Here is a 20012-nt window from a genome sequence, read left to right as displayed (position 1 = left end):
CTTGGCAATATAATGAGCAATATTAATTAAGCATTATATTATTTGAAGCTATCATTTCCCAAAATCTTGATAGCTTCATCCAAATATTTTTGTTTGTTCTTTTTTATAGCCTGACTCAATTCTTGATAGGTCAAATCTGTTTTTCCTTCCTGTTTTGCATAATCAATATTCAACTGAATGTCAGGATCAATTCCTTCACCAATTTTATAAATTTTTCCATTTCGATCTTTCAAAACAGAAGTTGTTAAATTTATAGTAATACCTCCGCCAATATCAATAGGGCTATTGTTAGAGGTCAAACCAGTTGTTTTTTGACCTACTAATTTCACATTTTTTTGACCTTTGAAATAAGCCGCAAATAATTCTCCTGAACTAGCCGTTATTTGACTCGTCAGAATCACAATTGGCACATTATTATTCTTAATACTTATAGGTAGGACTTTTTCATATTCTAAGTTTATCAATTGAGCAACTTTTATATCATCAGGACTTGTTTCAATAAACCTTGTCGAAACTTTTTCATCTTTAGTACGACTAAAATACGAATAACAATGATTCACATCAATTAATGTTGGAAAGTGCCAAATCATAGACATAATATTTCCGCCGTTATTTTCGGTTAAATCTATAATCCACGCTTTTGGATTTTTCGCATCCAACTCTTTTAATTGTATTCCAATGGTATCCACAAATTTACGATTCTCAAGAGCTACCGATGGTATATTAATATAAGCATATTTATCTTGAAGTATGCGATGTTGGAAGTTTTTGGGAGGAAGACCTGCCTCCGCGTCAGTAGTTGTTCCAATTAATTTGTAAAAAGCAAACTTGGATTCTTCTGTATTATCTTCTTCTTTGTTCAAAAATATAACTGATGAATGACCGTCTTTCAATGTTTTGATAAAGGAAGTTAAATGAGGTTTGAGATCATTAATATTTTTAGTTTGTTCTATAAAATCTGGACGAACAGAATCCCATTTCACATTCAGACTCATATAAGAATTGGTTTGTACGGAGTCTAAAAATCGTAGTACAATGTTTTGGACATCTTTATTTTGAGCTTGTGCGTTAAAATTCAATAATATAAATGTCGTTATAGCAAATAATAGTTTTTTCTTCATAAAATGGTTCAGTTAATTGTCGAAAGTATAAAAATTTTATAAATTTTTACATCATGTGATTAAATTTATTTCATTAATTTTCATAAAAAAAAATTAAAAGTGGTGACAAAGCTATAAGAGAACCAAAATCATTCTTCAATCCTAATTTGTGTACGCTTTATAAATAAAAAGAATAATGAACAGAACATATAACGAGTATTTACATACAAGAACACAGATAAAATGAAAATAATTTCCGGAAGAGAAAATCCAGAATATAAAGAGAAAGCAATCCAATACTTCCAAAATAGTTGGTCTGAAGTATTACCAATTATCTATGAAGATTGCATTTCAAACTGTATAAATGCTCCGCAAACACTATCACAATGGTATCCTCTAGGGAAAGATAATGAAATTATCGGTTGTGCAAACTTGATTACAAATGATTTCATTAGCCGATTGGATTTGTATCTCTGGTTGTGTGCGCTATTCATTGATGAGCAGTACAGAGGCCAGAATTATGGAAACCTACTTATCGAACAGGCTAAGATGGATACAAAAAAAATTGGCTTTTCATATCTAAATCTCTCCACTGACCATATCGGATATTATGAGAAATTAGGATTTTAGTACATTGGACAGGGATACCACCCATGGGATGATGTTAAACAATTTTAGATTTTCACAATGATCGCATAGAGATCTTCCCATCCTTAAAATAAATTGAATGAATTATATCAAAAAATTTTTTTGGTTCTATTTAAAACCTAATAAAGAATGTAATGAGGCGTTTTCCGTTAAACAGAAGCTAATAGGCTGCATCTTTCTATTAGTTATGAATTTCGCTGCATTATTTATTTTTGAATTGATCATACCTATTCTTTTAGTCTCATCGGGATTAATCAATGATTGGCCTAGAATAAAAAACTCTTCTGCTAATCAAAATTTAATCAGTGCTCTTTCCCTAGCTTTTATTATTCCAATTATTGAAGAATTAGTTGGGAGATTATGGATTGTTTATAACCGAATATATATATCCTGGTCTCTATCTATTGCTTCTGGGATCATTATTTACAAATTATTTGGAAGTAATCTTAATTTGCCTTGGTACGAGAATTATCGCTGGCTTTCTATTTCAATACTGGAATCTATTTTTATATTTTACTTTATTAAATCAAAAAATCAAGATTCATTAGAAAGATTCTGGAAGAATAATCAACGTAAGATTATTCTTCTGTCAGCAGTTCTTTTTTCAATTCTACATTATAGACACTATGAAATAAGTTTGGAGATTATACTATTACTTCCTCTTGTATTTGCATTCTATTTCACCAGTGGACTTATCTTGGGTTACGCAAGAGTCAGATACGGATTTATATACTGTTGTATCCTTCACATTTTATATAATTCTCTTCTTTTATCAATCAAATATGTCTCATGAAAAATGCTTTAGAATTGATCGAAAACTGGAATCTTCAACTAATCAAAACATTAAATAAACTTTTCTACCTAAATGATAGCTTAAAAATAAAATATATCAATCAAAATTATTAACTTCAAATAGAATTAAACGTAAAATTACTGACAGTCACCCTTTTTGGTCAATTTACCCTAATTTTAAACCACAAATAAATGATAAAAGCTATTCGAATTTCTCTCCTCTTAACGTTTATCTTTTCAGGTATTACAAATTTGTCTGCGCAGTCAAAAGATCCGTTTGTATTAAAAGCTGTCATCGATACCGTACCTAATGCAACGTACTTTATAAGATATGCAAATGGCAATAAAATAATGCAGGATACAATAACACTGGATAAAAATAGCAGTTTTATATATCAGGCTACAATTCCTGAACAAACAATTTTTTCCTTAAGCGTGCCCAATATTTATAACGATAGAATCATAGGAGATTTTATTGTCTATTCTTTTTGGGTAGAGCCAGGCAAAACGATATTATTAAAAGATAACAGCGGATGGTTAATAAAAGGTTTACATGGACTGGCTTCAAGATCGGACCGCTATGAACTTAGAAATTCGGTCTTAGATAGTCTTGATAAAATTTATAAAAAGAAATGGTCCAAAGCCATAGATCTTCGTGAGAAACAAAAGGGATCTGAATTAAACAATGATGAATCATTAGCGGTTTATGATAGCATTACAAATACTTTTATTGTAAGTGAACCTAAAAACTATTATGGATTATATTTGATTAATAAAAAATTAACAACTAAAATTTTTGAAATTCAACAAGTAAAGAAATGGATCTCGAGTTATCCTGAATCACTTACTTCGACCTATTTAGGGAAAGAAATCTATTCTAAGATCTCCGGTAACGAAATGAGTCAGATCGGTCAGGTACTACCAGAATTTGAGCAGGCGGATACCGCATCGAACTTCATAAAATTGTCTAGTTTTCGTGGCAAGTACGTCTTCGTCGACTTCTGGGCATCTTGGTGTGGGCCCTGTCGAGCAGAAAACCCATATTTGATTAAAGCGTATGAGACATTTAAGTCAAAAGGTTTCGAAATTGTGGGAGTGTCGCTTGATAAGGAGAAAAAATCTTGGTTAAAAGCAATTCAGGATGATGGTTTAACCTGGACTCAGCTTTCTGATCTAAAAGGATTTAATAATGAAGTTGCTAAGAGATTTTTAATTACTGCTATTCCAGAAAACTACTTACTAGATCCAAATGGTGTCATTGTTGCAAAAGGACTGAAAGGAGAGCAATTGATAGCAACCTTAGAAAAACTTTTAACGAAGTAAATAACAATAACTCAACAATCTCGTCTTGGACAGTTCTAGTAACAATCATGGTTTATGATGAATACTGTTTTTAAAAGCCCGAAAATAAAGGATTGCTTTGATTAAAAAATACGGGAAGCCGTAAGGATGGTATTAAACGCATAAAGCCATTCTTGGCAGAATGGCTTTATATGTTATTTTTATGATCTATTTAATTTATTTCAGTTTTTCAATCTCTTCGATGGTAAGGCCTGTACCTTTTGCAATATCTGCAATAGGTAAGCCCATTTTCTTGAACTCTAAAGCAATGGCAATTGATTCTTCTCGTTTGCCTCTTTCAATTCCTTTTTCTATTCCAGACTGAATTCCTTTTTCTCTTTCTTGTCGTTTGATTGTTTCTATTACACCCATTTGGATTGTGCCTCCTGTCACTTGATAAATGTATTGATCAAAGTTACTATTTATTTCTTTATCTCGTATAAAAAGAAAACTCTTTAAAAAAACTAAAAAGCTCATTATACGATCTTTACTATACTTATTGGTCTCGATGAGCCTTCGAGCGATTGTACTACGCTGCTCGGCGAGCTCCTGCTCTGGGATCTTATCTTCATCTAAAGCTTTCTGGCATGCCAAAACAATATACGCAAATATATTGTCCATACCGAGTAGCTCCGATTCGTCATGATCAAAAATTTGATAGCTCAAATACTGAAAGCGTAATGACGTGCGAAAAACAGCAAAATGGTATTCATCAGTACATGGCTGTGAACGCCCTCCAGTAAAAACAGCAATGGTCTCCACAGGAACACGGTAACGATCTAATAGCCTGTAAAAATACTGAAAGATACGATGTGAGAAATCGGAATCATGTCCGCCTTCGATTTCGGTATTCACTAAAATCCACTTCTCGCTTCCGTCTTTTAAATAAACCTTGACCAGAAGGTCTGCCACACGCTTCCCTTTTTTACGCTCACGATAGGGAATGATCTCCAACAATTCTTTATCCATAAATGTCAATCCACGCCCGAGATCAAAGGTAGCATCGGCATCTGGATACATAAACCGCAAAAAATCAGGAAAATTATCCTCAAAAATGGCTTTCAAAAGCTCATCATTCTTCTTAGGCGGCTTTAAACGTCTTGAATCTACACTCATAACTGTCTATCAATTGGTTAACAGAAATAAAGATACAAATAAAAACTAAATATATTAGCATTTGTTTCTTTATTTTCTTAACCTTAGAAGTACGGGTGTATCGATAACGGGATCTTAAACAATTGGCGTTCCTTTTCCCGAGATAGCATCAATGCAGAAAAAACAAAAGCCACATCTCACGAGGTGGCTTTAACTAAACATATGATTAAACAGTAAATTACTTATACGAGTTGATCGATTGGGATATTTTCCAGTTACCGCCGTTATTGACTAAAGTCACAAGATCGGTTTTGGTAAAACCTTCAAACTGTATGGTTACTTTGGCGATCATATAGTCTGCTGACTCCTGTACGATAGTGGTACTTGTTTTACAATTCAACTGCTCACCTTTTTGCTTTTTCAAGAAGGAAATAACTTCCGAACGGCTATTGGTTTTATCTTCTGATGCCTTTACTTTTTGACTGAAGTCTGTTGTAAACAACTGCTCTACTCCTACCGATTGACCTTCTGTCATAACCGCAACGTAATGATCAATAGCTAAATCTGCTGTAGATAAATTGACCACTGCTTTTTTAGGGTTTGCTACTTCTGGATTGCCTGCTGCCATAGTGAATGTTGATACTGCTATTAAGGCTGCTGCTGCGAATGTTTTTGCTAAGGTGTTCATAATGTCTTTATTTTATAGTTTGTTAGTTCTTATTTGTTGATTCAAAAGTAGGGTGCAAATCGGCCCTACCCTATGGCAATTAGACTAAACCAACTAAAAACTCGGTGAATGAGGGAAATAGATAGGTGAAATTATTTTAAACTTTTTTGAACTATTCTATTCGACAGGTGTTCTTATAATACAAAGCGATAACAAACATACTTTCAGCATGAAAGTGTATAACGATAAATGACGTAGTACAGTAAATAAATCCAATTGCTTGAAAACAATTTGGATGATGAAACAAAAAAGAGGAAACGATAAGAAACATAAAAAGTACTGTGCAGTTAAACGCCAAGATAAAGGGTCTAATGAGAATTAGACCCTTTTGATGTATAAAAATGACCTAATTCTCATAATGATTTACAGTGTTAATATATCATTTTATACGTAACTTAATACGATTGAATTTATTGGATATGGTATTCAATATTGACATTTTTAAGTTATATTATTTACCAATTGACAAAGGGAAAACCAGTATTATTAAGAAGAGTATTATGGTCATTAATTGTCTTGGATTTATTGGCTATTGTGGGAATGAGAGTTGGTGTATCTACATTATCTACTGAAATAAACTGGGTTATTATAATGACTATTTACCTTACAATTAGTTTATTATTTTGGATATTACAAGATCATAAAAATAAATTCATCAAAGTGACCACCATCATTCTTATGTTATTTACCTTTTTTTTCGGCATGTCAGCTGGGTCCATTGGTGCACTTGGAACTGCATTTATACTAGGTGAATATGAGGCTAAAATGTCAAAAAAAATAGCAACTAGCCTAACTTATACTGAATTTACATTGGGTAATGCACTAAATGATTACAAAGGTAAACGTATTGAGATTGCTAAAAAAATCGCTTTCTTTCCCGTTTTACAATATTTGATCGTAAAAAAAGAATACTACGATATTAACGCCTATGCGCATGAATTAAATGTAGACTATAGTCAGGATAAAAATATATTAATTTTATCTACATGGAATAATAAAGATTCAGAAAACAAGCTGTTCCCAGATACAATCGTCGTAAAATAATCATATAAATTCTTAAAAATAAAGCAATGAACTGGACACCGATAACTTTTGAAGAACTAAAAATTTTGATCTCAAATGGTGAACATAATATGGATCAGAATCTTTTAGATTTTTGGGATAAAATAAAAACTGTACCAAAAAAATGGTCTGAAGCTGAATATGGAGATGAAGGAAATGGTTTTTGGGTAGTAGCTAAATTTAAAAACTTAGTAGTATATTACAATGATATAGAAGAAGGGTTTAATATTTCTGAATTCAAATATGAAGGTGAAATACAAGAATACGGTGCAGAACAAGATGAATTAAACTTTGCAATTTATAAACTTGTAGAATTAAAAAATTACTTGTTTTTATCGTAATAACTACAGAAAAACCTAAAGGATTCATGTATCATAACAATCTAGCTGTCTCCAGATCGCACTTAAAGTACTGGCTCCAATGACGGCTGTTGCTACAATGGAATTGTTGTGTTGATCGGTTTGATTAGAAAATATGGGAAACCGTAAGGAGGGTAGATAAAGCCATTCTTGCTAGAATGGCTTTATTTGTTTTTATATGATCTATATATTTTATTTCAGCTTTTCAATCTCGTCGATGGTAAGGCCTGTAATCTCAGCAATTTGATCAATAGACAAACATAGACTCTTCCTGCAAAATTTAATTTCTGACCAAACTCCAGCCTATCATATTTTCTTCTGTATTCTTTCTTTCAAAATTAAGAGAACTTAATAAATTGATGGATCCAATATTTCCAACGTCACATTTAGCTATTATTTCAATAACTTGTACATCCTTAAATGCCCAATTTATCAAGCCTAAAGCAGCTTCCCTTGCGTAGCCTTTCTTCCGAGCACTTTCAACAATTCCATATCCCAGATCTATCCTTCCCAGAGAATCTGGCCGACCTTTGAATCCGATGTCACCGATAATTTCATTCCTTTCTTTTACGATAATCATCCATGACTCAAATCCTGTTGGAGATAATACCTTTTCTAAATTAATCAATATCCGTGGCAATGTATCTAAAACATCTTCATCCGGCCAACCTTCAGCTAGAATTATCCCCATATCATTAAACATCGAATAATCTGCTACTTGTATCTTATTTATCAGAGTTTTATCGTAGGGAATTAGAAGAATTCTTTCTGTCTCAATTTGTTGAACTGCCATTAAAGATCAAATTATTATCATTGTAAAACTTAGAAAATTAAACTTCGAATTTATTGAATTAAAATTGAATAAATGGCAGATGCCATAATCAACTTTTGCTGGTAGTTGATCTTAATAAAGTTCTCGATTACACTTTTGATTTTAGACTCCTTATAATAAAGCATGCGTTTCTTAGGTTAGAATGACTGCTGGTCTGTATCTCGATGATGATCTCTTCGGTTGCACCGATACGCTCGATATCCCGATACGTCAGATCAACGATAGTCTTTCTACCACGAAAGATGATGTTAAGAAAGTTGATCAGGTTGACCTTGTATCCGAATAACCGTTTAAAGCCCTCACCGGTGGTCGGATCAATAAAAACGGGCTGAACGTGATTTTTCATAATTTTAGGATCTGCTTAAATAATTATTAACTTTATATAAAGATAAGTAGTCCAATTACAATTATGATTATGATACAGCAAATACTTTTTATTATGGCTCTGGCACTACTATCAATCACTTTAATAGACACCTTAGGATCAATTATTTCACGTAAATTCAATTTCAACTATAGCTTTTTTAGTATCTTCTCTCTTGCTACATATGTATTGACTGGATTTTACCTTTCATTCGTCACTTCTTCTCTTTGGGCATTATTGCTATGTGGAGTAATTGGTCTTTACGATGGAACAGTAGGATTAAAAATATCATCAAAATTAAAAGCGAATGTAGAAAATGTGAATTTTGATAAAATGAAAACTAACAACCTGAGTCCTATTGCTAGTTTTACAATCGGTTTGGTATTTGGTGCAATCGGATTATTCTTCTAATTAGTGTTAGCATCAGAAGGAATATTTTCTGTAATTTAAGTTTTTTTATACCTAAAATTAAACTATCATGATTCGAACAAAAATCACATCTTTTTCAACATCCGAAATTTTTAGAAGACTTTTAAATAATAAGTCTAAAACTAATTATTGGAGGTATATCATGGAGCTCCGTAAACGAAAATCCTCAGAGATTTATAACAGCGCTATAGAATTGACAAAATCTAGTGATAAAAAAGAAAAGATAATCGGGATAAATATTTTAGCACAATTCGGAAACCCTAGAATACACAAAAATCAAACTTTAAGAATCTATTTCAATTTACTAAAAGAGGAAAATGATATTTATGTAGTAAGTTCAATCTTGTATGCTATCGGGCATAACAACGAAAAACTTACAGAAAACCAAATTGACTTCATATGTCATTATGATTCTAATAAAAGTTCAACAGTGAGACATAGTTTAACTTTTGCAGTTTCAGGAATAGAAAATAAAAATGCAATTCATACACTGATAAAACTTTCAAAGGACAAAGATTCTGAGGTGCGCGACTGGGCTACTTTCGCAATAGCTGCACTAATTATCAACGACAATGATGCTATCAGAGAAGCTTTATGGGAAAGAGTTACGGATTCAGATAAGGAAATACAAAATGAAGCAATTTTTGGTTTAGCAACACGAAAAGATGCACGTATAAAAGAAGTATTGAAGAAAGAACTGGAAACAGTTGACTTTAACAGTTCTTACACTTTAGAAGCAATTGAAGTATTTAATGACAAAGAATTTATTACATTACTAGAAGATAAAATAATTAAAAACAAAATAGAACAGGTTATACCTGAAGATTGGTTAATATCAACACTCGATCATCTCAAAAAATAATTCAATTTTACTACAAGAACTAAAAATGAGGTTATTAAAAGTTCTTACCTTCGCCACATAAAACTTATATAAAAAAAATACTTAATGTGATCCAATGGGTATCAATATCAACTATAAAAAAAATAGGAGAAGTATAAGGGAAGTTGCGGTATAATTTATTGCTTTTTGAGCATTGGAGTATACAATTCTCAAAAAATTTATTATTCTTACCTATTCAAAATTATTGCGCAATAACAAATAATTAATACTTAAAATGGGATTTGGTTTTAATCTGTTTTTCACTTTCATTCTTCTTCCTGTTCTAGGAATTCTTCTTGTAATTTTCTTATTGAACAAAAAAACAATCATAATTAGCATTATAGGATTTATTGGTCTTGGACTACTTTGTCTTATTATTTTTTCAATTTCTGTTCAATGGTTAACTTCGAAAACCGAGTTAGAAAAAGAGGATTACTATGGACAATATATTGTCAATCGCAATTATTTCTCAGGAAAACAAGCCGATTGGCAATACAATAATTTTAGATTTGAAATAAGAGAAAATGATTCGATTTATTTTTACGTAACTAATCAAGAGAAAATACTTAGAACATATCGCGGAAAGATCACAACAGTAAAACCCTATAATTCAGAACGTCTAAAAATAATAATGGACCTCCCTACTCATCACATAATAGTTAGTAATCCTACAATCTATCGAAGTGCTTGGAGCTTCAACCTGGTATTTCATTCCCCTATCTTTAATAATGTTTATTTTAAAAAAGGAAATTGGAAAACACTAGAAAAATAAAAAGCTAATAAGCGTAGAAATGATAATTTGAAATGAATATATAAAAATAGGTATATTGTATTTTATTCAGACAATCCATAGTATGAATTTTTTAAAAATAGTCCAAGTTATTATCCTTATGATGCTTTTTATTGGCTGTGAAGATCCACATCGAACAAAGAAAATGGATTTTGGTCTATTTACACTTGATGTCCCTTATAAATGGCAGCAGGTTAAAAAAAATGGAATAGATAGTTATGTAGGTGCTATTGCTATAGATAAATCTGATACACTGTACTTTGATCTGGGTATGTATTCTAATAATTTGACTGAGCCTAACATAGAAATAATCACGAGACAGATGATGGAGGAAAGTGCTACCGACTCCATGAAAGATATTATTCTAAAGGACATACCGTTGGATTTTGATCTTGATGCCGATCGGTTTAGAAAACAAAATGTATCTTGGGATACTATTGATAATAGACGTGCTAAAATAGTATTTCCTAGAATATCCGGAAATGGATTGACAGGAGTTTACATTGACAGTCTATGGCAGAGAGGTTCTTCAAAAACGCGATTTAATCTTACTGGAGCAGATTTAAAAGTACAAAACGAAAAGGATCTTCTAAATGCAGTAAGAACATTGCGATTTTATAAGAAGTAACAGTGGTAAAATGAAAAAAATGAACGCTCCACTATTTGTTCATCTCTGTTTTATGATCATGACTTTTTATGCGTTATTCACAGATCGGGATTGGCTACTTTATTTTACTGAGAATTTAAATTTTAATCTAGTTATTTTTGGGATACAAGCAGCAGGGCTTATTTATGCTGGATATGTACAGGGGCAAAATAATAAAAGGATACTATCCATATTCTTGCCCGGATTGATTGGACTTGTAATACTTGTATCGTGTATTCTGATAACGGGAGGTTATCAGTTTAATAAGAACATAGATATATCGTTCTTGTGGGGGACAATTGAGGCTTATTATATATTCTATGATGTATTAATATATAAAATTTTGAATAAAGCTCCAAGTGTAACTCATTTTCAAGCGCAATGCATTTACATTATTCTTTCGTCCACACTTCCGCTTATTGGTTATATTATCTTTCAATTGAAAAGGAATTCAGCTCGTAAATAATATAGCTATGAAAAGTAATGGTGGTTAGCTCGTGATGCCCTATTTCCATCCAGTTTATCCAAAGGCAGATCGATAGTCGGGATAAACATATTTAATATTTTCCCAAACTCCAGTATGCCTATATCGCCGACATGCGCTAGCTCCCGATTGCACTCAAAGCATTGGCTTGAATAACAGCTGTTGCTGATATGGGATTGTTGTGGTAATTGGTTTGATTAAAATATACGGGAAGCGGTAACGATGGTATTTATAATTAAATTGATTTTTACCCACGTAAGATCTACATTTAAAATAGCTAAAATAAGAGCTCATTCTTCTATTACATAAGAATTCCACAACAAAAACATAGATCATTTTAATTTTATTACTAAAAATTAAACAATCGATTGCTTTAAAACACCACTTGATAAGTGTAATTTATTAATATAACTTTAGATTACAATTATAAAACCAAAACTCAATTACGAATTGAACCATATATATATTTTCATGCAAAAATTAATACTAACATTTTGCCTTTTATTGGCTATTGTTATATCTTCTGCGCAGACACAGAAAGATATTCATGGGTTTTCAAAATTTGATTCCAGTAATAAAGAAGAAAAAAATAAAGCCCTATCCAATCTGTATGGAAATTGGTACAATCCCAAAACTAATAGTTGGGAATATGGTTTTTTTGAAGACTTTGCGATAATTAATGGTGATTTTTTCGATTATAAAAGTGTCAGCAAGGAAAAAAATGCCATTAAAATAAATCTGATTTCACAGAATAATAAAGAAATTGTATTAACAGGGTCTGTTCAAAAAGATGAACTGTTTTTAAAAACAGAAAAAAATAAATCTAAACTAATCCGAATAGATAAATTCTTGAAAAATGATCCGACCGTGGATCATCGCTTATTCTATGATTCGGAATTCAAGGGAGTAGATACCACAACTGTGACTGGTTATCTTAGAAATAGCACATCGAATGCTCCTGTCAAAATTAGTGTTCATAATTGGCTCAAAGATGAAAATGATAATTACTTTGCGGATGTAGATAGTCTGGGACGCTTTTCAGTGAAAATTCCTATGATAAATACGACTCAGGTTTATATGTTGTTGACACCAACAAGTTTTATTAGAACGGTATTAGAGCCGGGCAAAAAGTATAGCCTGTTCAATGATTTAGACAGCAAACAACTGTTTTTTGCAGGAACAGATGTACGTGTTCAAAATGAATTGGCAAGATACGATGATTTTATTTTCGACAAATTATATAAATCAATGACTGCTGACGTGGCGAGAGCAAAATACAATCAGGAACAGGCTCTGCGTGGAGATGACTTTCTTAGCTATAAAATAAAAGAATTAGATAGTTTAAAATACATTAATTCCCTATTTCTAAATAACTATACGACACTATCCGATAGAACAAAATACTATATTGATAAAAATACTGACTTTCAAATTGCATCTAAATTAATGCAAAAGAAATTTTCTCTAGATCGCAATAAGAAAGAGCATTTTTCTGAATTGTATATGCAGACAGTAACAGATAATTTTTATGATAAACTTAAACCGACAAGCCTTTTACAGGATAATGCTACATTCTTGAGAGATTATATCAGTTATAAAAAGGAAATGGACTCCACATCTAATAAGCTTATTTATTATACTGATGTTATTGATTATTTAATTATAAATAAGAAAATAAACGTTACACCCGAGGTAGTGCAGTACTCACATTTAATATCGGATCGGGAGTCAAATAAAAAGAACAAATTACTTATTGAAGACTTATTGAAAAAAGACAGTACAATTCGCCATCAGTATAATTTGATTGATAAGCAGTACCAAGATCTAATTGCACAACGTAGCTCTCTGTGCTTACGCGTAATAAACCCGTTGCAATATTTTTCAGCAAATCTTTCTCCAGAACTACGCGATATATTTCATACTGAAAACATTTTGAAGTTTTTAAAATCTGAACCTGTTCCTCTTGATGAACAAACAATTAGTGAAATAACAGAACCTATAAACAATTCATACGTTGTAGGTGAAATAAAGGCATCAAATAATAGTTTATTAAAATTGTCGAAGAGTTCGATGCAATATGAAGACAATTTAAGAAGAACTGAACATCTCAAATCTTCTAAAGATGCAGATAAACTGCTGGCAGAAATTCTAACTCCCCACAAAGGCAAAGTCGTGTACATAGATTTTTGGGGAACATGGTGCAGTCCTTGTGTTGCTGAAATGGAATATGTACCTGCTTTAAAGAAAGCGTTAGAAGGCAAAGATGTGGTGTTTATATATTTTGCGAATAGAACACCAAAGGATGCTTGGAAAAATTTTATAAAAAGAAAAGATCTAGAAGGAAAAAATGTCATTCACTACAATCTAGATGAAGAGCAGCAACGAAGTATAGAAACAAGACTTGGGATCAATGCTTTTCCTTCGTACCTATTATTAAACAAGAATGGTGAATTTGTTAATATGAAAGCCCCTAGACCTAGTGAGAAAGAAAGATTGACAAAAGAAATTGATAAACTTTTATTGGAATAATCAACAGTGCCAATTATCAACTATACATAGAGCGTGGCTTGACGGTCTTTGAATTCTTGATCCTCCCCTGTTTCATTCATCGCTTTGAATAGCAGGGGTACAAATTCGGTCAATCGGGATGTGGCTATAAATTCGGCTGTAGCATTGTCCATGGTATAGATACCGGTATAGCGTTCTATGATCAAGCTTGCTTTGACTTTGTTCTTAATAACAGAGCCATCGATATCTCCACCTACCGCTTCTGCTTGTATATGTTTAATTTCATTGAGCAATACAGGTGTACCGATAGCGGTGATCATAAACATTTGTGTTCCTTTGCCCGAGAGCTCATCAATATTGACGCTGAAGCCTATAACCGCATCTGCCCTATAGCTACGTGCATTTTGCTTTAAAGACTCCACTACGCTCTTATATAGCTCCTCTAGTTTGTTTTCATAATTGCGGGAGCGCCCACCGAAAAAATCTACGAAGCTCGCTCCGATCTCACTCAGAGCATTGGCTCCAATAACAGCTGTTGCTGAAATTGGATCAAAATAACGTAGGACTTCTCTCCCCTCGATGGTATTGGTACTGGTAACGATCATGGTGTATGATGAATACTGTTTTAAAAGTCCGAAAATAAAGCATCGGTTTGATTAAAAAATACGGGAAGCCGTAAGGAAGGTATAAAACGTATAAAGCCATTCTTGACAGAATGGCTTTATACGTTTATTTTATATGATCTCTTTGATTTATTTCAGTTTTTCAAGTTATTCAATTAAAATTATCTCTTTGAGACAAAAATACTTTTACCTGCGGCATATTTGTTACTATTGGAAATCTTAAAGGGTGTATTATTCTTCCATAACATAACACTGATTGTCCCTTTTTTAGGCATTTCAAAACCTGTAATAAAAACATCATTATTGATAACCTTAATATCTATTGCACTTGCCTGCATATCATCCTGAGATAAAATTGTCTTTACGCCATTTTTCCATAGAACTGCTTTACTGTTATCAGAGGCACTAGATTGTCCTACGACATATACATCATCCCCCTTAACATAAATTGAACTTGCAAAACTAGATTCTCTATCCTTGTCAAATAGTGTCACAACACCATCTTTCCAAACAGTTGCATATGTAACTTGACCAAAAGCCCGCCATCCTACAGCATACACAGCACCGTCAGTTACAAATATCTTTTTTATGGAATTTGATTCATATATGTTTTCTTTACCTAAATCTGTCACAACACCATTTTTCCATATAAACCCACCTCTATTGCCTATATCATAATATGTACCTCCTACATATATATCATTCTGTTTGATAAAAATGGAATTAGCTTGTCCTTCTTTTGACTTATCCAACAGATTTGATGCAATGCCATTTTTCCATAATTTGGCAATATCTCCGTTAGGTGATCCTTCGTATCCCACGATATATATATCGTTGCCATCTATCCAAACTGAATTTGCCTGAGAAGAATATTTCCCATCTGTTAATTCAATTAATTCATTATTCTTCCATAAGGCTGCCACTAAATTTTTATTGTTGCGCCATATATAACCAACTAAATAAACATCTTTCCCAGATATATACATATCGCTCACAGTTGCAACTGATTTCCCATCTGTAAGATTAGTATATTGACCATTTTTCCATAATTGAACAAAAGTATTTGAACCGTTAGTTTCCGTTCCTGCAATAAAAACATCATATTGAGGATCGTGACTTTCATTTTCCTCCGAATTTGTCGATTTTTTACAACCAAAAAAACATAATAAAACAACCAGTTTTATTACTAATAATGTGGATTTCATCATATTCCTTAAAATTCTATATTGTTATCTTATCTATATTTTCAAATTCAACAATGCGGTAGTTAGTATTGGTAACGATCATGGTGTCTGATGAAAACTGTTTTAAAAGCCCGAAATAGAAAATCTGTGTACATCTATTCAAAATCTCTAAAAAATATCATCAATTGCTAGAACTTCTTTAGTATATCAACATACCATTAAAACTCATAAAAAAGAATCTTAGTGATTACTTATTTTCAAATATTTTCTTTCTCCTCAAAACTATCCAATTCTTTTTTTACTTCTTCCAAAAGTTGTTTTTCCGTTGGTAGGTAAAGTTTGTATTGGCTGGCGATAATTTGCCTCTGCTCTTCGGGTAATGTAAATTTTACAACGGTATCGTTTTTATGAGCGCACAGCAGGATACCAATGGTTGGATTTTCGTGCGATAATTTTTCTATTCGGTCGTAATAATTGACATACATCTGCAACTGACCTATATCTTGATGGGTTAGTTTGTGCGTTTTGATTTCGATTATGACAAAACACTGCAATAATCGGTTATAAAAAACCAAATCAACAAAAAACTCGTCGCCATCCAAATGAATTCGTTTTTGCCTGGAAACGAATGAAAATCCATTTCCTAATTCTAACAAAAACTCTTGTAAATGGGTAATGATGGCATTTTCTAAATCTCTTTCATAGTAAGAGGTTTCACGTTTCAAACCTAGAAATTCTAAAAACATTGGGTCTTTAATAATTTCTTTGGCATCCGATGGGAGTTTTTCATTTTTAGCAACTGCTAATACACTATCTTTATCATTACTTAATAAAAGGCGTTCGTATAGATTGCTGTAAACTTGGCGTTCCAACTGTCTTGACGTCCAATTATTTTTTATGGTTTCAGCGATATAAAACTCTCTTTTCTCCTCACTGTCAACACCTAAAAGCAATTTGTACTGTGTCCAGCTTAATTGTGCACGCAGTGCGTGCACAATTGGAAATGTCCGATAAAGCTGACGATACAAGTTGATTTGTCTTATTGAAAAACCAGTTCCAAATTCGGGCTGTAATTTTTCCGAAAGATATTTGATAAGGTAAGTACCATAATCAGCACGTTCTTTCCCATCTTGTTCTTCTTCAAAAATACGTTTACCTATATGCCAATACATCAATGTCCGGTGATGATCTACGGCACGAATCGCTTTATCTTTTGATTGTGCAATTATGGTTTTGATGTCGGTTATAATCGTTTGGTTTACGAGCATAGTATTGAAACTTCTAAGCGTTTATCAAATATACAAATTAAAGGAATACCTGTCACAATCAGTACCAGATCACTTCATTCTAATTCCATATCCAGCTCATTCTTTGATGTTGAAAAAGTAATAGAATCCTTTGACTCTTTAACGGTAACTACTTCTGTATATAGCTGTACCAAGCCCTCTCCTTTCAAAGTCTGTAGGTAGGCAATATCTTGAGCGGAATACCAGTCTTTGTCTAAGGTAAGTACCTTCAATGCGGCCTTTTTTGCCAATAAAGATCCTGCTAACAGTTTCGCCGCCTGATCGTAATCGATAAGATTGGAACTGCTGATAGCTTTGCTAATGATCTTAAACTGCGCACCGGTTAAATCATCCGACACCAACTGTCCATAGAGTATGGCTATTGCTTGATCTTTGTCCAGGAAATCAAAATCACGGAAGAGCGTGGCTTGACGGTCTTTGAATTCTTGATCCTCCCCTGTTTCATTCATTGCTTTAAATAACAAGGGTACAAATTCGGTCAATCGAGATTTGGCTATAAATTCGGCTGTAGCATTGGTCATCGCATAGATACCGGTATAGCGTTCTATGATCAAGCTTGCTTTGACTTTGTTCTTAATAACAGATCCATCGATATCTCCACCTACTTCTTCTGCTTGTATATGTTTAATTTCATTGAGCAATACAGGTGTACCGATAGCGGTGATCATAAACGATTGGGGTTCCTTTGCCCGAGAGCTCATCAATATTGACGCTGAAGCCTATAACGGCATCTGCCCTATAGCTACGTGCATTTTGCTTTAAAGACTCTACTACGCTCTTATATAGCTCCTGTTTTTGTTTTCATAATTGCGGGAGCGACCACCGAAGAATCCCGAAGGGATCTGCGAAGCAAACAAGACAAAGCTGGCTCCTATTTCACTCAGAGCATTGGCTCCAATAACAGCTGTTGCTGAAATAGGATCAAAATAACGCAGGACTTCTCTCCCCTCGATGGTATTGGTACTGGTAACGATCATGGTCTATGATGAATACTGTTTTAAAAGCCCGAAAATAAAGCATCGCTTTGATTAAAAAATACGGGAAGCCGTAAAAAGGGTATAAAACGTATAAAGCCATTCTTGACAGAATGGCTTTATACGTTTTTTTATATTCTATTTGATTTATTTCAGTTTTTCAATCTCGTCGATGGTAAGGCCTGTACCTTTTGCAATATCTGCAATAGGTAAGCCCATTTTCTTGAACTCTAAAGCAATGGCAATTGATTCTTCTCGTTTGCCTTTTTCAATTCCAGACTGAATTCCCTTTTCGATTCCAGCTTGGATTCCTTTTTCTCTTTCTTGTCGTTTGATTGTTTCTATTACACCCATTTCGATTGTGCCTCCTGTCACTTGATAAATGTATTGATCAAAGTTACTATTTATTTCTTTATCTCGTATAAAAAGAAAACTCTTTAAAAAAACTAAAAAGCTCATTATACGATCTTTACTATACTTATTGGTCTCGATGAGCCTTCTTGCGATTGTACTACGCTGCTCTGCGAGCTCCTGCTCCGGAACCTTATCTTCATCTAAAGCTTTCTGGCATGCCAAGACAATATAAGCAAATATATTGTCCATATCGAGTAGCTCTGATTCGTCATGATCAAAAATTTGATAGCTCAGGTACTGAAAGCGTAACGACGTGCGAAAAACAGCAAAATGATATTCATCAGTACATGGCTGCGAACGTCCTCCAGTAAAAACAGCAATGGTCTCCACAGGAACACGGTAACGATCTAATAGCCTGTAAAAATACTGAAAGATACGATGTGAGAAATCGGAATCATGTCCGCCTTCGATTTCGGTATTCACTAAAATCCACTTCTCGCTTCCATCTTTTAAATAAACCTTGACCAGAAGGTCTGCCACACGCTTCCCTTTTTTACGCTCACGATAGGGAATGATCTCCAACAATTCTTTGTCCATAAATGTCAATCCACGCCCGAGATCAAAGGTAGCATCCGCATCTGGGTACATGAACCGTAAAAAATCAGGAAAATTGTCCTCAAAAATGGCTTTCAAAAGCTCATCATTCTTCTTGGCTGGCTTTAAACGTCTTGAATCTACACTCATAACGGTCTATCAATTGGTTAATAGAAATAAAGATACAAATAAAAACTAAATATATTAGCATTTTTATTTATTTTCTTGACCGTAGAAGTACGGGTGTATCGACAAAGGGGATCTTAAAAGATTGGCGTTTCTTTTCCCGAGATAGCATCAATGCTGAAAAAAGAAAAACCACATCTCATGACGTGGCTTTAACTAAAAATATGGATTAAACTTCATCTACTTATACGAGTTGATCGATTGAGATATTTTCCAGTTACCGCCGTCATTCACTAAAGTCACGAGATCGGTTTTGGTAAAACCTTCAAACTGCATCGTTACTTTGGCGATCATATAGTCTGCAGACTCCTGTACGATGGTGGTACTAGTTTTACAGTTTAGCTGCTCACCTTTTTGCTTTTTCAAAAAGCTGATAACTTCTGAACGGCTGTTTGTCTTCACCTCAGAGGCTTGTACTTTTTGACTAAAATCTGCTGTAAACAACTGCTCTACTCCTGCCGATTGTCCCTCTGTCATAACCGCAACATAATGATCAATGGCGAGATCTGCTGTAGATAAATTGACCACTGCTTTTTTAGGATTTGATACCTCTGGTTTGCCTGCTGCCATAGTGAATGTAGATACTGCGATCAAGGCTGCTGCTGCGAATGTTTTTGCTAAAGTTTTCATAATGTCTTTATCTTATATTGTTAGTTTTATCTTATTTGTTGATTCAAAAGTAGGGTGTTAATCGTCCCAACCCGATGGCAATTAGACTAAACCAACTAAAAAC

23 protein-coding genes are annotated in these 20012 nt (G+C 33.2%); 11 read left to right on the top strand and 12 right to left on the bottom strand.

Translation table 11 applies throughout. The features are described from left to right. Positions 1 to 38: 38 nt before the first annotated feature. Positions 39 to 1121 carry a S41 family peptidase gene (locus JAZ75_RS17180; RefSeq protein WP_208696937.1) on the bottom strand — a complete coding sequence of 361 codons (1083 nt, stop codon included), beginning with the start codon at positions 1119 to 1121 and terminating at the stop codon, positions 39 to 41. 222 nt (positions 1122 to 1343) lie between these two features. Between JAZ75_RS17180 and JAZ75_RS17175 the strand changes: the two genes are divergently transcribed. The 3 genes from JAZ75_RS17175 (at position 1344) to JAZ75_RS17165 (ending at position 3863) form a co-directional block, all read left to right on the top strand. After that, on the top strand, positions 1344 to 1730 hold the full coding sequence (locus JAZ75_RS17175; protein ID WP_208696935.1) for a GNAT family N-acetyltransferase: 387 nt from the start codon (positions 1344 to 1346) through the stop codon (positions 1728 to 1730). A gap of 97 nt (positions 1731 to 1827) precedes the next feature. Further along, the gene (locus tag JAZ75_RS26230; RefSeq protein ID WP_208696933.1) at positions 1828 to 2541 is read left to right on the top strand and encodes a CPBP family intramembrane glutamic endopeptidase; all 714 of its coding nucleotides are present in this window, start codon (positions 1828 to 1830) and stop codon (positions 2539 to 2541) included. A gap of 191 nt (positions 2542 to 2732) precedes the next feature. Continuing rightward, entirely contained in the window at positions 2733 to 3863 is a 1131-nt protein-coding gene (locus JAZ75_RS17165; RefSeq protein ID WP_232789243.1) for a TlpA family protein disulfide reductase, read from the top strand. Positions 3864 to 4058: 195 nt separating this feature from the next. Here JAZ75_RS17165 and JAZ75_RS17160 read toward each other — a convergent pair whose 3' ends face one another. Both JAZ75_RS17160 and JAZ75_RS17155 read right to left on the bottom strand, forming a co-directional pair. Continuing rightward, positions 4059 to 4997 (bottom strand): hypothetical protein, encoded by a 939-nt coding sequence (locus JAZ75_RS17160; RefSeq protein WP_208696931.1) that lies wholly within the window; start codon positions 4995 to 4997, stop codon positions 4059 to 4061. Positions 4998 to 5214: 217 nt separating this feature from the next. Beyond that, positions 5215 to 5664 (bottom strand): nuclear transport factor 2 family protein, encoded by a 450-nt coding sequence (locus JAZ75_RS17155; protein WP_208696929.1) that lies wholly within the window; start codon positions 5662 to 5664, stop codon positions 5215 to 5217. Positions 5665 to 6165: 501 nt separating this feature from the next. On the opposite strand from JAZ75_RS17155, the gene JAZ75_RS17150 reads away from it, so the two are divergent. Next, complete coding sequence (locus JAZ75_RS17150; protein ID WP_208696927.1) at positions 6166 to 6747, top strand: hypothetical protein; 582 nt, start codon at positions 6166 to 6168, stop codon at positions 6745 to 6747. Between the two features lie 26 nt (positions 6748 to 6773). After that, on the top strand, positions 6774 to 7106 hold the full coding sequence (locus tag JAZ75_RS17145) for a hypothetical protein (RefSeq protein WP_232789242.1): 333 nt from the start codon (positions 6774 to 6776) through the stop codon (positions 7104 to 7106). Positions 7107 to 7404: 298 nt separating this feature from the next. Here the strand turns inward: JAZ75_RS17145 and JAZ75_RS17140 are convergent, their stop codons facing one another. Then, positions 7405 to 7917, bottom strand: coding sequence for a GNAT family N-acetyltransferase (locus JAZ75_RS17140; protein ID WP_208696925.1), 513 nt, complete (start codon positions 7915 to 7917; stop codon positions 7405 to 7407). 127 nt (positions 7918 to 8044) lie between these two features. After that, positions 8045 to 8302, bottom strand: a complete 258-nt coding sequence (locus JAZ75_RS17135) for a hypothetical protein (protein ID WP_208696923.1) — start codon at positions 8300 to 8302, stop codon at positions 8045 to 8047. 69 nt (positions 8303 to 8371) lie between these two features. On the opposite strand from JAZ75_RS17135, the gene JAZ75_RS17130 reads away from it, so the two are divergent. The 6 genes from JAZ75_RS17130 (at position 8372) to JAZ75_RS17105 (ending at position 14078) form a co-directional block, all read left to right on the top strand. Next, on the top strand, positions 8372 to 8731 hold the full coding sequence (locus JAZ75_RS17130) for a hypothetical protein (RefSeq protein WP_208696922.1): 360 nt from the start codon (positions 8372 to 8374) through the stop codon (positions 8729 to 8731). A gap of 67 nt (positions 8732 to 8798) precedes the next feature. Beyond that, positions 8799 to 9611, top strand: coding sequence for a HEAT repeat domain-containing protein (locus JAZ75_RS17125; RefSeq protein WP_208696920.1), 813 nt, complete (start codon positions 8799 to 8801; stop codon positions 9609 to 9611). 253 nt (positions 9612 to 9864) lie between these two features. Continuing rightward, on the top strand, positions 9865 to 10401 hold the full coding sequence (locus tag JAZ75_RS17120) for a hypothetical protein (protein WP_208696918.1): 537 nt from the start codon (positions 9865 to 9867) through the stop codon (positions 10399 to 10401). A 118-nt stretch (positions 10402 to 10519) separates the two neighbouring features. Next, complete coding sequence (locus JAZ75_RS17115; protein ID WP_208696916.1) at positions 10520 to 11047, top strand: hypothetical protein; 528 nt, start codon at positions 10520 to 10522, stop codon at positions 11045 to 11047. A 10-nt stretch (positions 11048 to 11057) separates the two neighbouring features. Then, positions 11058 to 11531: a hypothetical protein gene (locus JAZ75_RS17110; protein WP_208696910.1), complete on the top strand. Its 474-nt coding sequence runs from the start codon at positions 11058 to 11060 to the stop codon at positions 11529 to 11531. A gap of 489 nt (positions 11532 to 12020) precedes the next feature. Further along, positions 12021 to 14078 (top strand): TlpA family protein disulfide reductase, encoded by a 2058-nt coding sequence (locus tag JAZ75_RS17105; protein WP_208696902.1) that lies wholly within the window; start codon positions 12021 to 12023, stop codon positions 14076 to 14078. 20 nt (positions 14079 to 14098) lie between these two features. Here the strand turns inward: JAZ75_RS17105 and JAZ75_RS17100 are convergent, their stop codons facing one another. From JAZ75_RS17100 to JAZ75_RS17070, 7 genes are all read right to left on the bottom strand, one after another. Beyond that, positions 14099 to 14662, bottom strand: a complete 564-nt coding sequence (locus tag JAZ75_RS17100; protein ID WP_208696883.1) for a heavy metal-binding domain-containing protein — start codon at positions 14660 to 14662, stop codon at positions 14099 to 14101. 179 nt (positions 14663 to 14841) lie between these two features. Further along, complete coding sequence (locus tag JAZ75_RS17095; RefSeq protein WP_208696881.1) at positions 14842 to 15888, bottom strand: hypothetical protein; 1047 nt, start codon at positions 15886 to 15888, stop codon at positions 14842 to 14844. Positions 15889 to 16121: 233 nt separating this feature from the next. Next, positions 16122 to 17132, bottom strand: coding sequence for a YhcG family protein (locus tag JAZ75_RS17090; protein ID WP_208696879.1), 1011 nt, complete (start codon positions 17130 to 17132; stop codon positions 16122 to 16124). A gap of 74 nt (positions 17133 to 17206) precedes the next feature. After that, complete coding sequence (locus tag JAZ75_RS17085) at positions 17207 to 17839, bottom strand: hypothetical protein (protein ID WP_132773328.1); 633 nt, start codon at positions 17837 to 17839, stop codon at positions 17207 to 17209. Between the two features lie 102 nt (positions 17840 to 17941). After that, positions 17942 to 18148 (bottom strand): heavy metal-binding domain-containing protein, encoded by a 207-nt coding sequence (locus tag JAZ75_RS17080; protein ID WP_208696877.1) that lies wholly within the window; start codon positions 18146 to 18148, stop codon positions 17942 to 17944. Positions 18149 to 18292: 144 nt separating this feature from the next. Then, positions 18293 to 19243, bottom strand: a complete 951-nt coding sequence (locus JAZ75_RS17075) for a hypothetical protein (protein ID WP_168126118.1) — start codon at positions 19241 to 19243, stop codon at positions 18293 to 18295. Positions 19244 to 19459: 216 nt separating this feature from the next. Continuing rightward, positions 19460 to 19909: a nuclear transport factor 2 family protein gene (locus tag JAZ75_RS17070; RefSeq protein ID WP_168126117.1), complete on the bottom strand. Its 450-nt coding sequence runs from the start codon at positions 19907 to 19909 to the stop codon at positions 19460 to 19462. Between the last annotated feature and the right edge of the window lie 103 nt (positions 19910 to 20012).

The organism is Sphingobacterium sp. UDSM-2020, assembly GCF_016132525.1.
Classification (GTDB): domain Bacteria; phylum Bacteroidota; class Bacteroidia; order Sphingobacteriales; family Sphingobacteriaceae; genus Sphingobacterium; species Sphingobacterium anhuiense.
This window is presented reverse-complemented; position numbering and strand designations above follow the sequence as displayed.

What these genes read in the sequence shown, in the direction of transcription:
- JAZ75_RS17180 (WP_208696937.1), bottom strand. Translation starts at nt 1,121, where the DNA reads ATGAAGAAAAAACTATTATTTGCTATAACGACATTTATATTATTGAAT.
- JAZ75_RS17085 (WP_132773328.1), bottom strand. Translation starts at nt 17,839, where the DNA reads ATGATCACCGCTATCGGTACACCTGTATTGCTCAATGAAATTAAACAT.
- JAZ75_RS17155 (WP_208696929.1), bottom strand. Translation starts at nt 5,664, where the DNA reads ATGAACACCTTAGCAAAAACATTCGCAGCAGCAGCCTTAATAGCAGTA.
- JAZ75_RS17130 (WP_208696922.1), top strand. Translation starts at nt 8,372, where the DNA reads ATGATACAGCAAATACTTTTTATTATGGCTCTGGCACTACTATCAATC.
- JAZ75_RS17095 (WP_208696881.1), bottom strand. Translation starts at nt 15,888, where the DNA reads ATGATGAAATCCACATTATTAGTAATAAAACTGGTTGTTTTATTATGT.
- JAZ75_RS17090 (WP_208696879.1), bottom strand. Translation starts at nt 17,132, where the DNA reads ATGCTCGTAAACCAAACGATTATAACCGACATCAAAACCATAATTGCA.
- JAZ75_RS17125 (WP_208696920.1), top strand. Translation starts at nt 8,799, where the DNA reads ATGATTCGAACAAAAATCACATCTTTTTCAACATCCGAAATTTTTAGA.
- JAZ75_RS17140 (WP_208696925.1), bottom strand. Translation starts at nt 7,917, where the DNA reads ATGGCAGTTCAACAAATTGAGACAGAAAGAATTCTTCTAATTCCCTAC.
- JAZ75_RS17115 (WP_208696916.1), top strand. Translation starts at nt 10,520, where the DNA reads ATGATGCTTTTTATTGGCTGTGAAGATCCACATCGAACAAAGAAAATG.
- JAZ75_RS17145 (WP_232789242.1), top strand. Translation starts at nt 6,774, where the DNA reads ATGAACTGGACACCGATAACTTTTGAAGAACTAAAAATTTTGATCTCA.
- JAZ75_RS17070 (WP_168126117.1), bottom strand. Translation starts at nt 19,909, where the DNA reads ATGAAAACTTTAGCAAAAACATTCGCAGCAGCAGCCTTGATCGCAGTA.
- JAZ75_RS17175 (WP_208696935.1), top strand. Translation starts at nt 1,344, where the DNA reads ATGAAAATAATTTCCGGAAGAGAAAATCCAGAATATAAAGAGAAAGCA.
- JAZ75_RS17105 (WP_208696902.1), top strand. Translation starts at nt 12,021, where the DNA reads ATGCAAAAATTAATACTAACATTTTGCCTTTTATTGGCTATTGTTATA.
- JAZ75_RS17120 (WP_208696918.1), top strand. Translation starts at nt 9,865, where the DNA reads ATGGGATTTGGTTTTAATCTGTTTTTCACTTTCATTCTTCTTCCTGTT.
- JAZ75_RS17135 (WP_208696923.1), bottom strand. Translation starts at nt 8,302, where the DNA reads ATGAAAAATCACGTTCAGCCCGTTTTTATTGATCCGACCACCGGTGAG.
- JAZ75_RS17160 (WP_208696931.1), bottom strand. Translation starts at nt 4,997, where the DNA reads ATGAGTGTAGATTCAAGACGTTTAAAGCCGCCTAAGAAGAATGATGAG.
- JAZ75_RS17100 (WP_208696883.1), bottom strand. Translation starts at nt 14,662, where the DNA reads ATGATCGTTACCAGTACCAATACCATCGAGGGGAGAGAAGTCCTACGT.
- JAZ75_RS26230 (WP_208696933.1), top strand. Translation starts at nt 1,828, where the DNA reads ATGAATTATATCAAAAAATTTTTTTGGTTCTATTTAAAACCTAATAAA.
- JAZ75_RS17080 (WP_208696877.1), bottom strand. Translation starts at nt 18,148, where the DNA reads ATGATCGTTACCAGTACCAATACCATCGAGGGGAGAGAAGTCCTGCGT.
- JAZ75_RS17165 (WP_232789243.1), top strand. Translation starts at nt 2,733, where the DNA reads ATGATAAAAGCTATTCGAATTTCTCTCCTCTTAACGTTTATCTTTTCA.
- JAZ75_RS17075 (WP_168126118.1), bottom strand. Translation starts at nt 19,243, where the DNA reads ATGAGTGTAGATTCAAGACGTTTAAAGCCAGCCAAGAAGAATGATGAG.
- JAZ75_RS17110 (WP_208696910.1), top strand. Translation starts at nt 11,058, where the DNA reads ATGAAAAAAATGAACGCTCCACTATTTGTTCATCTCTGTTTTATGATC.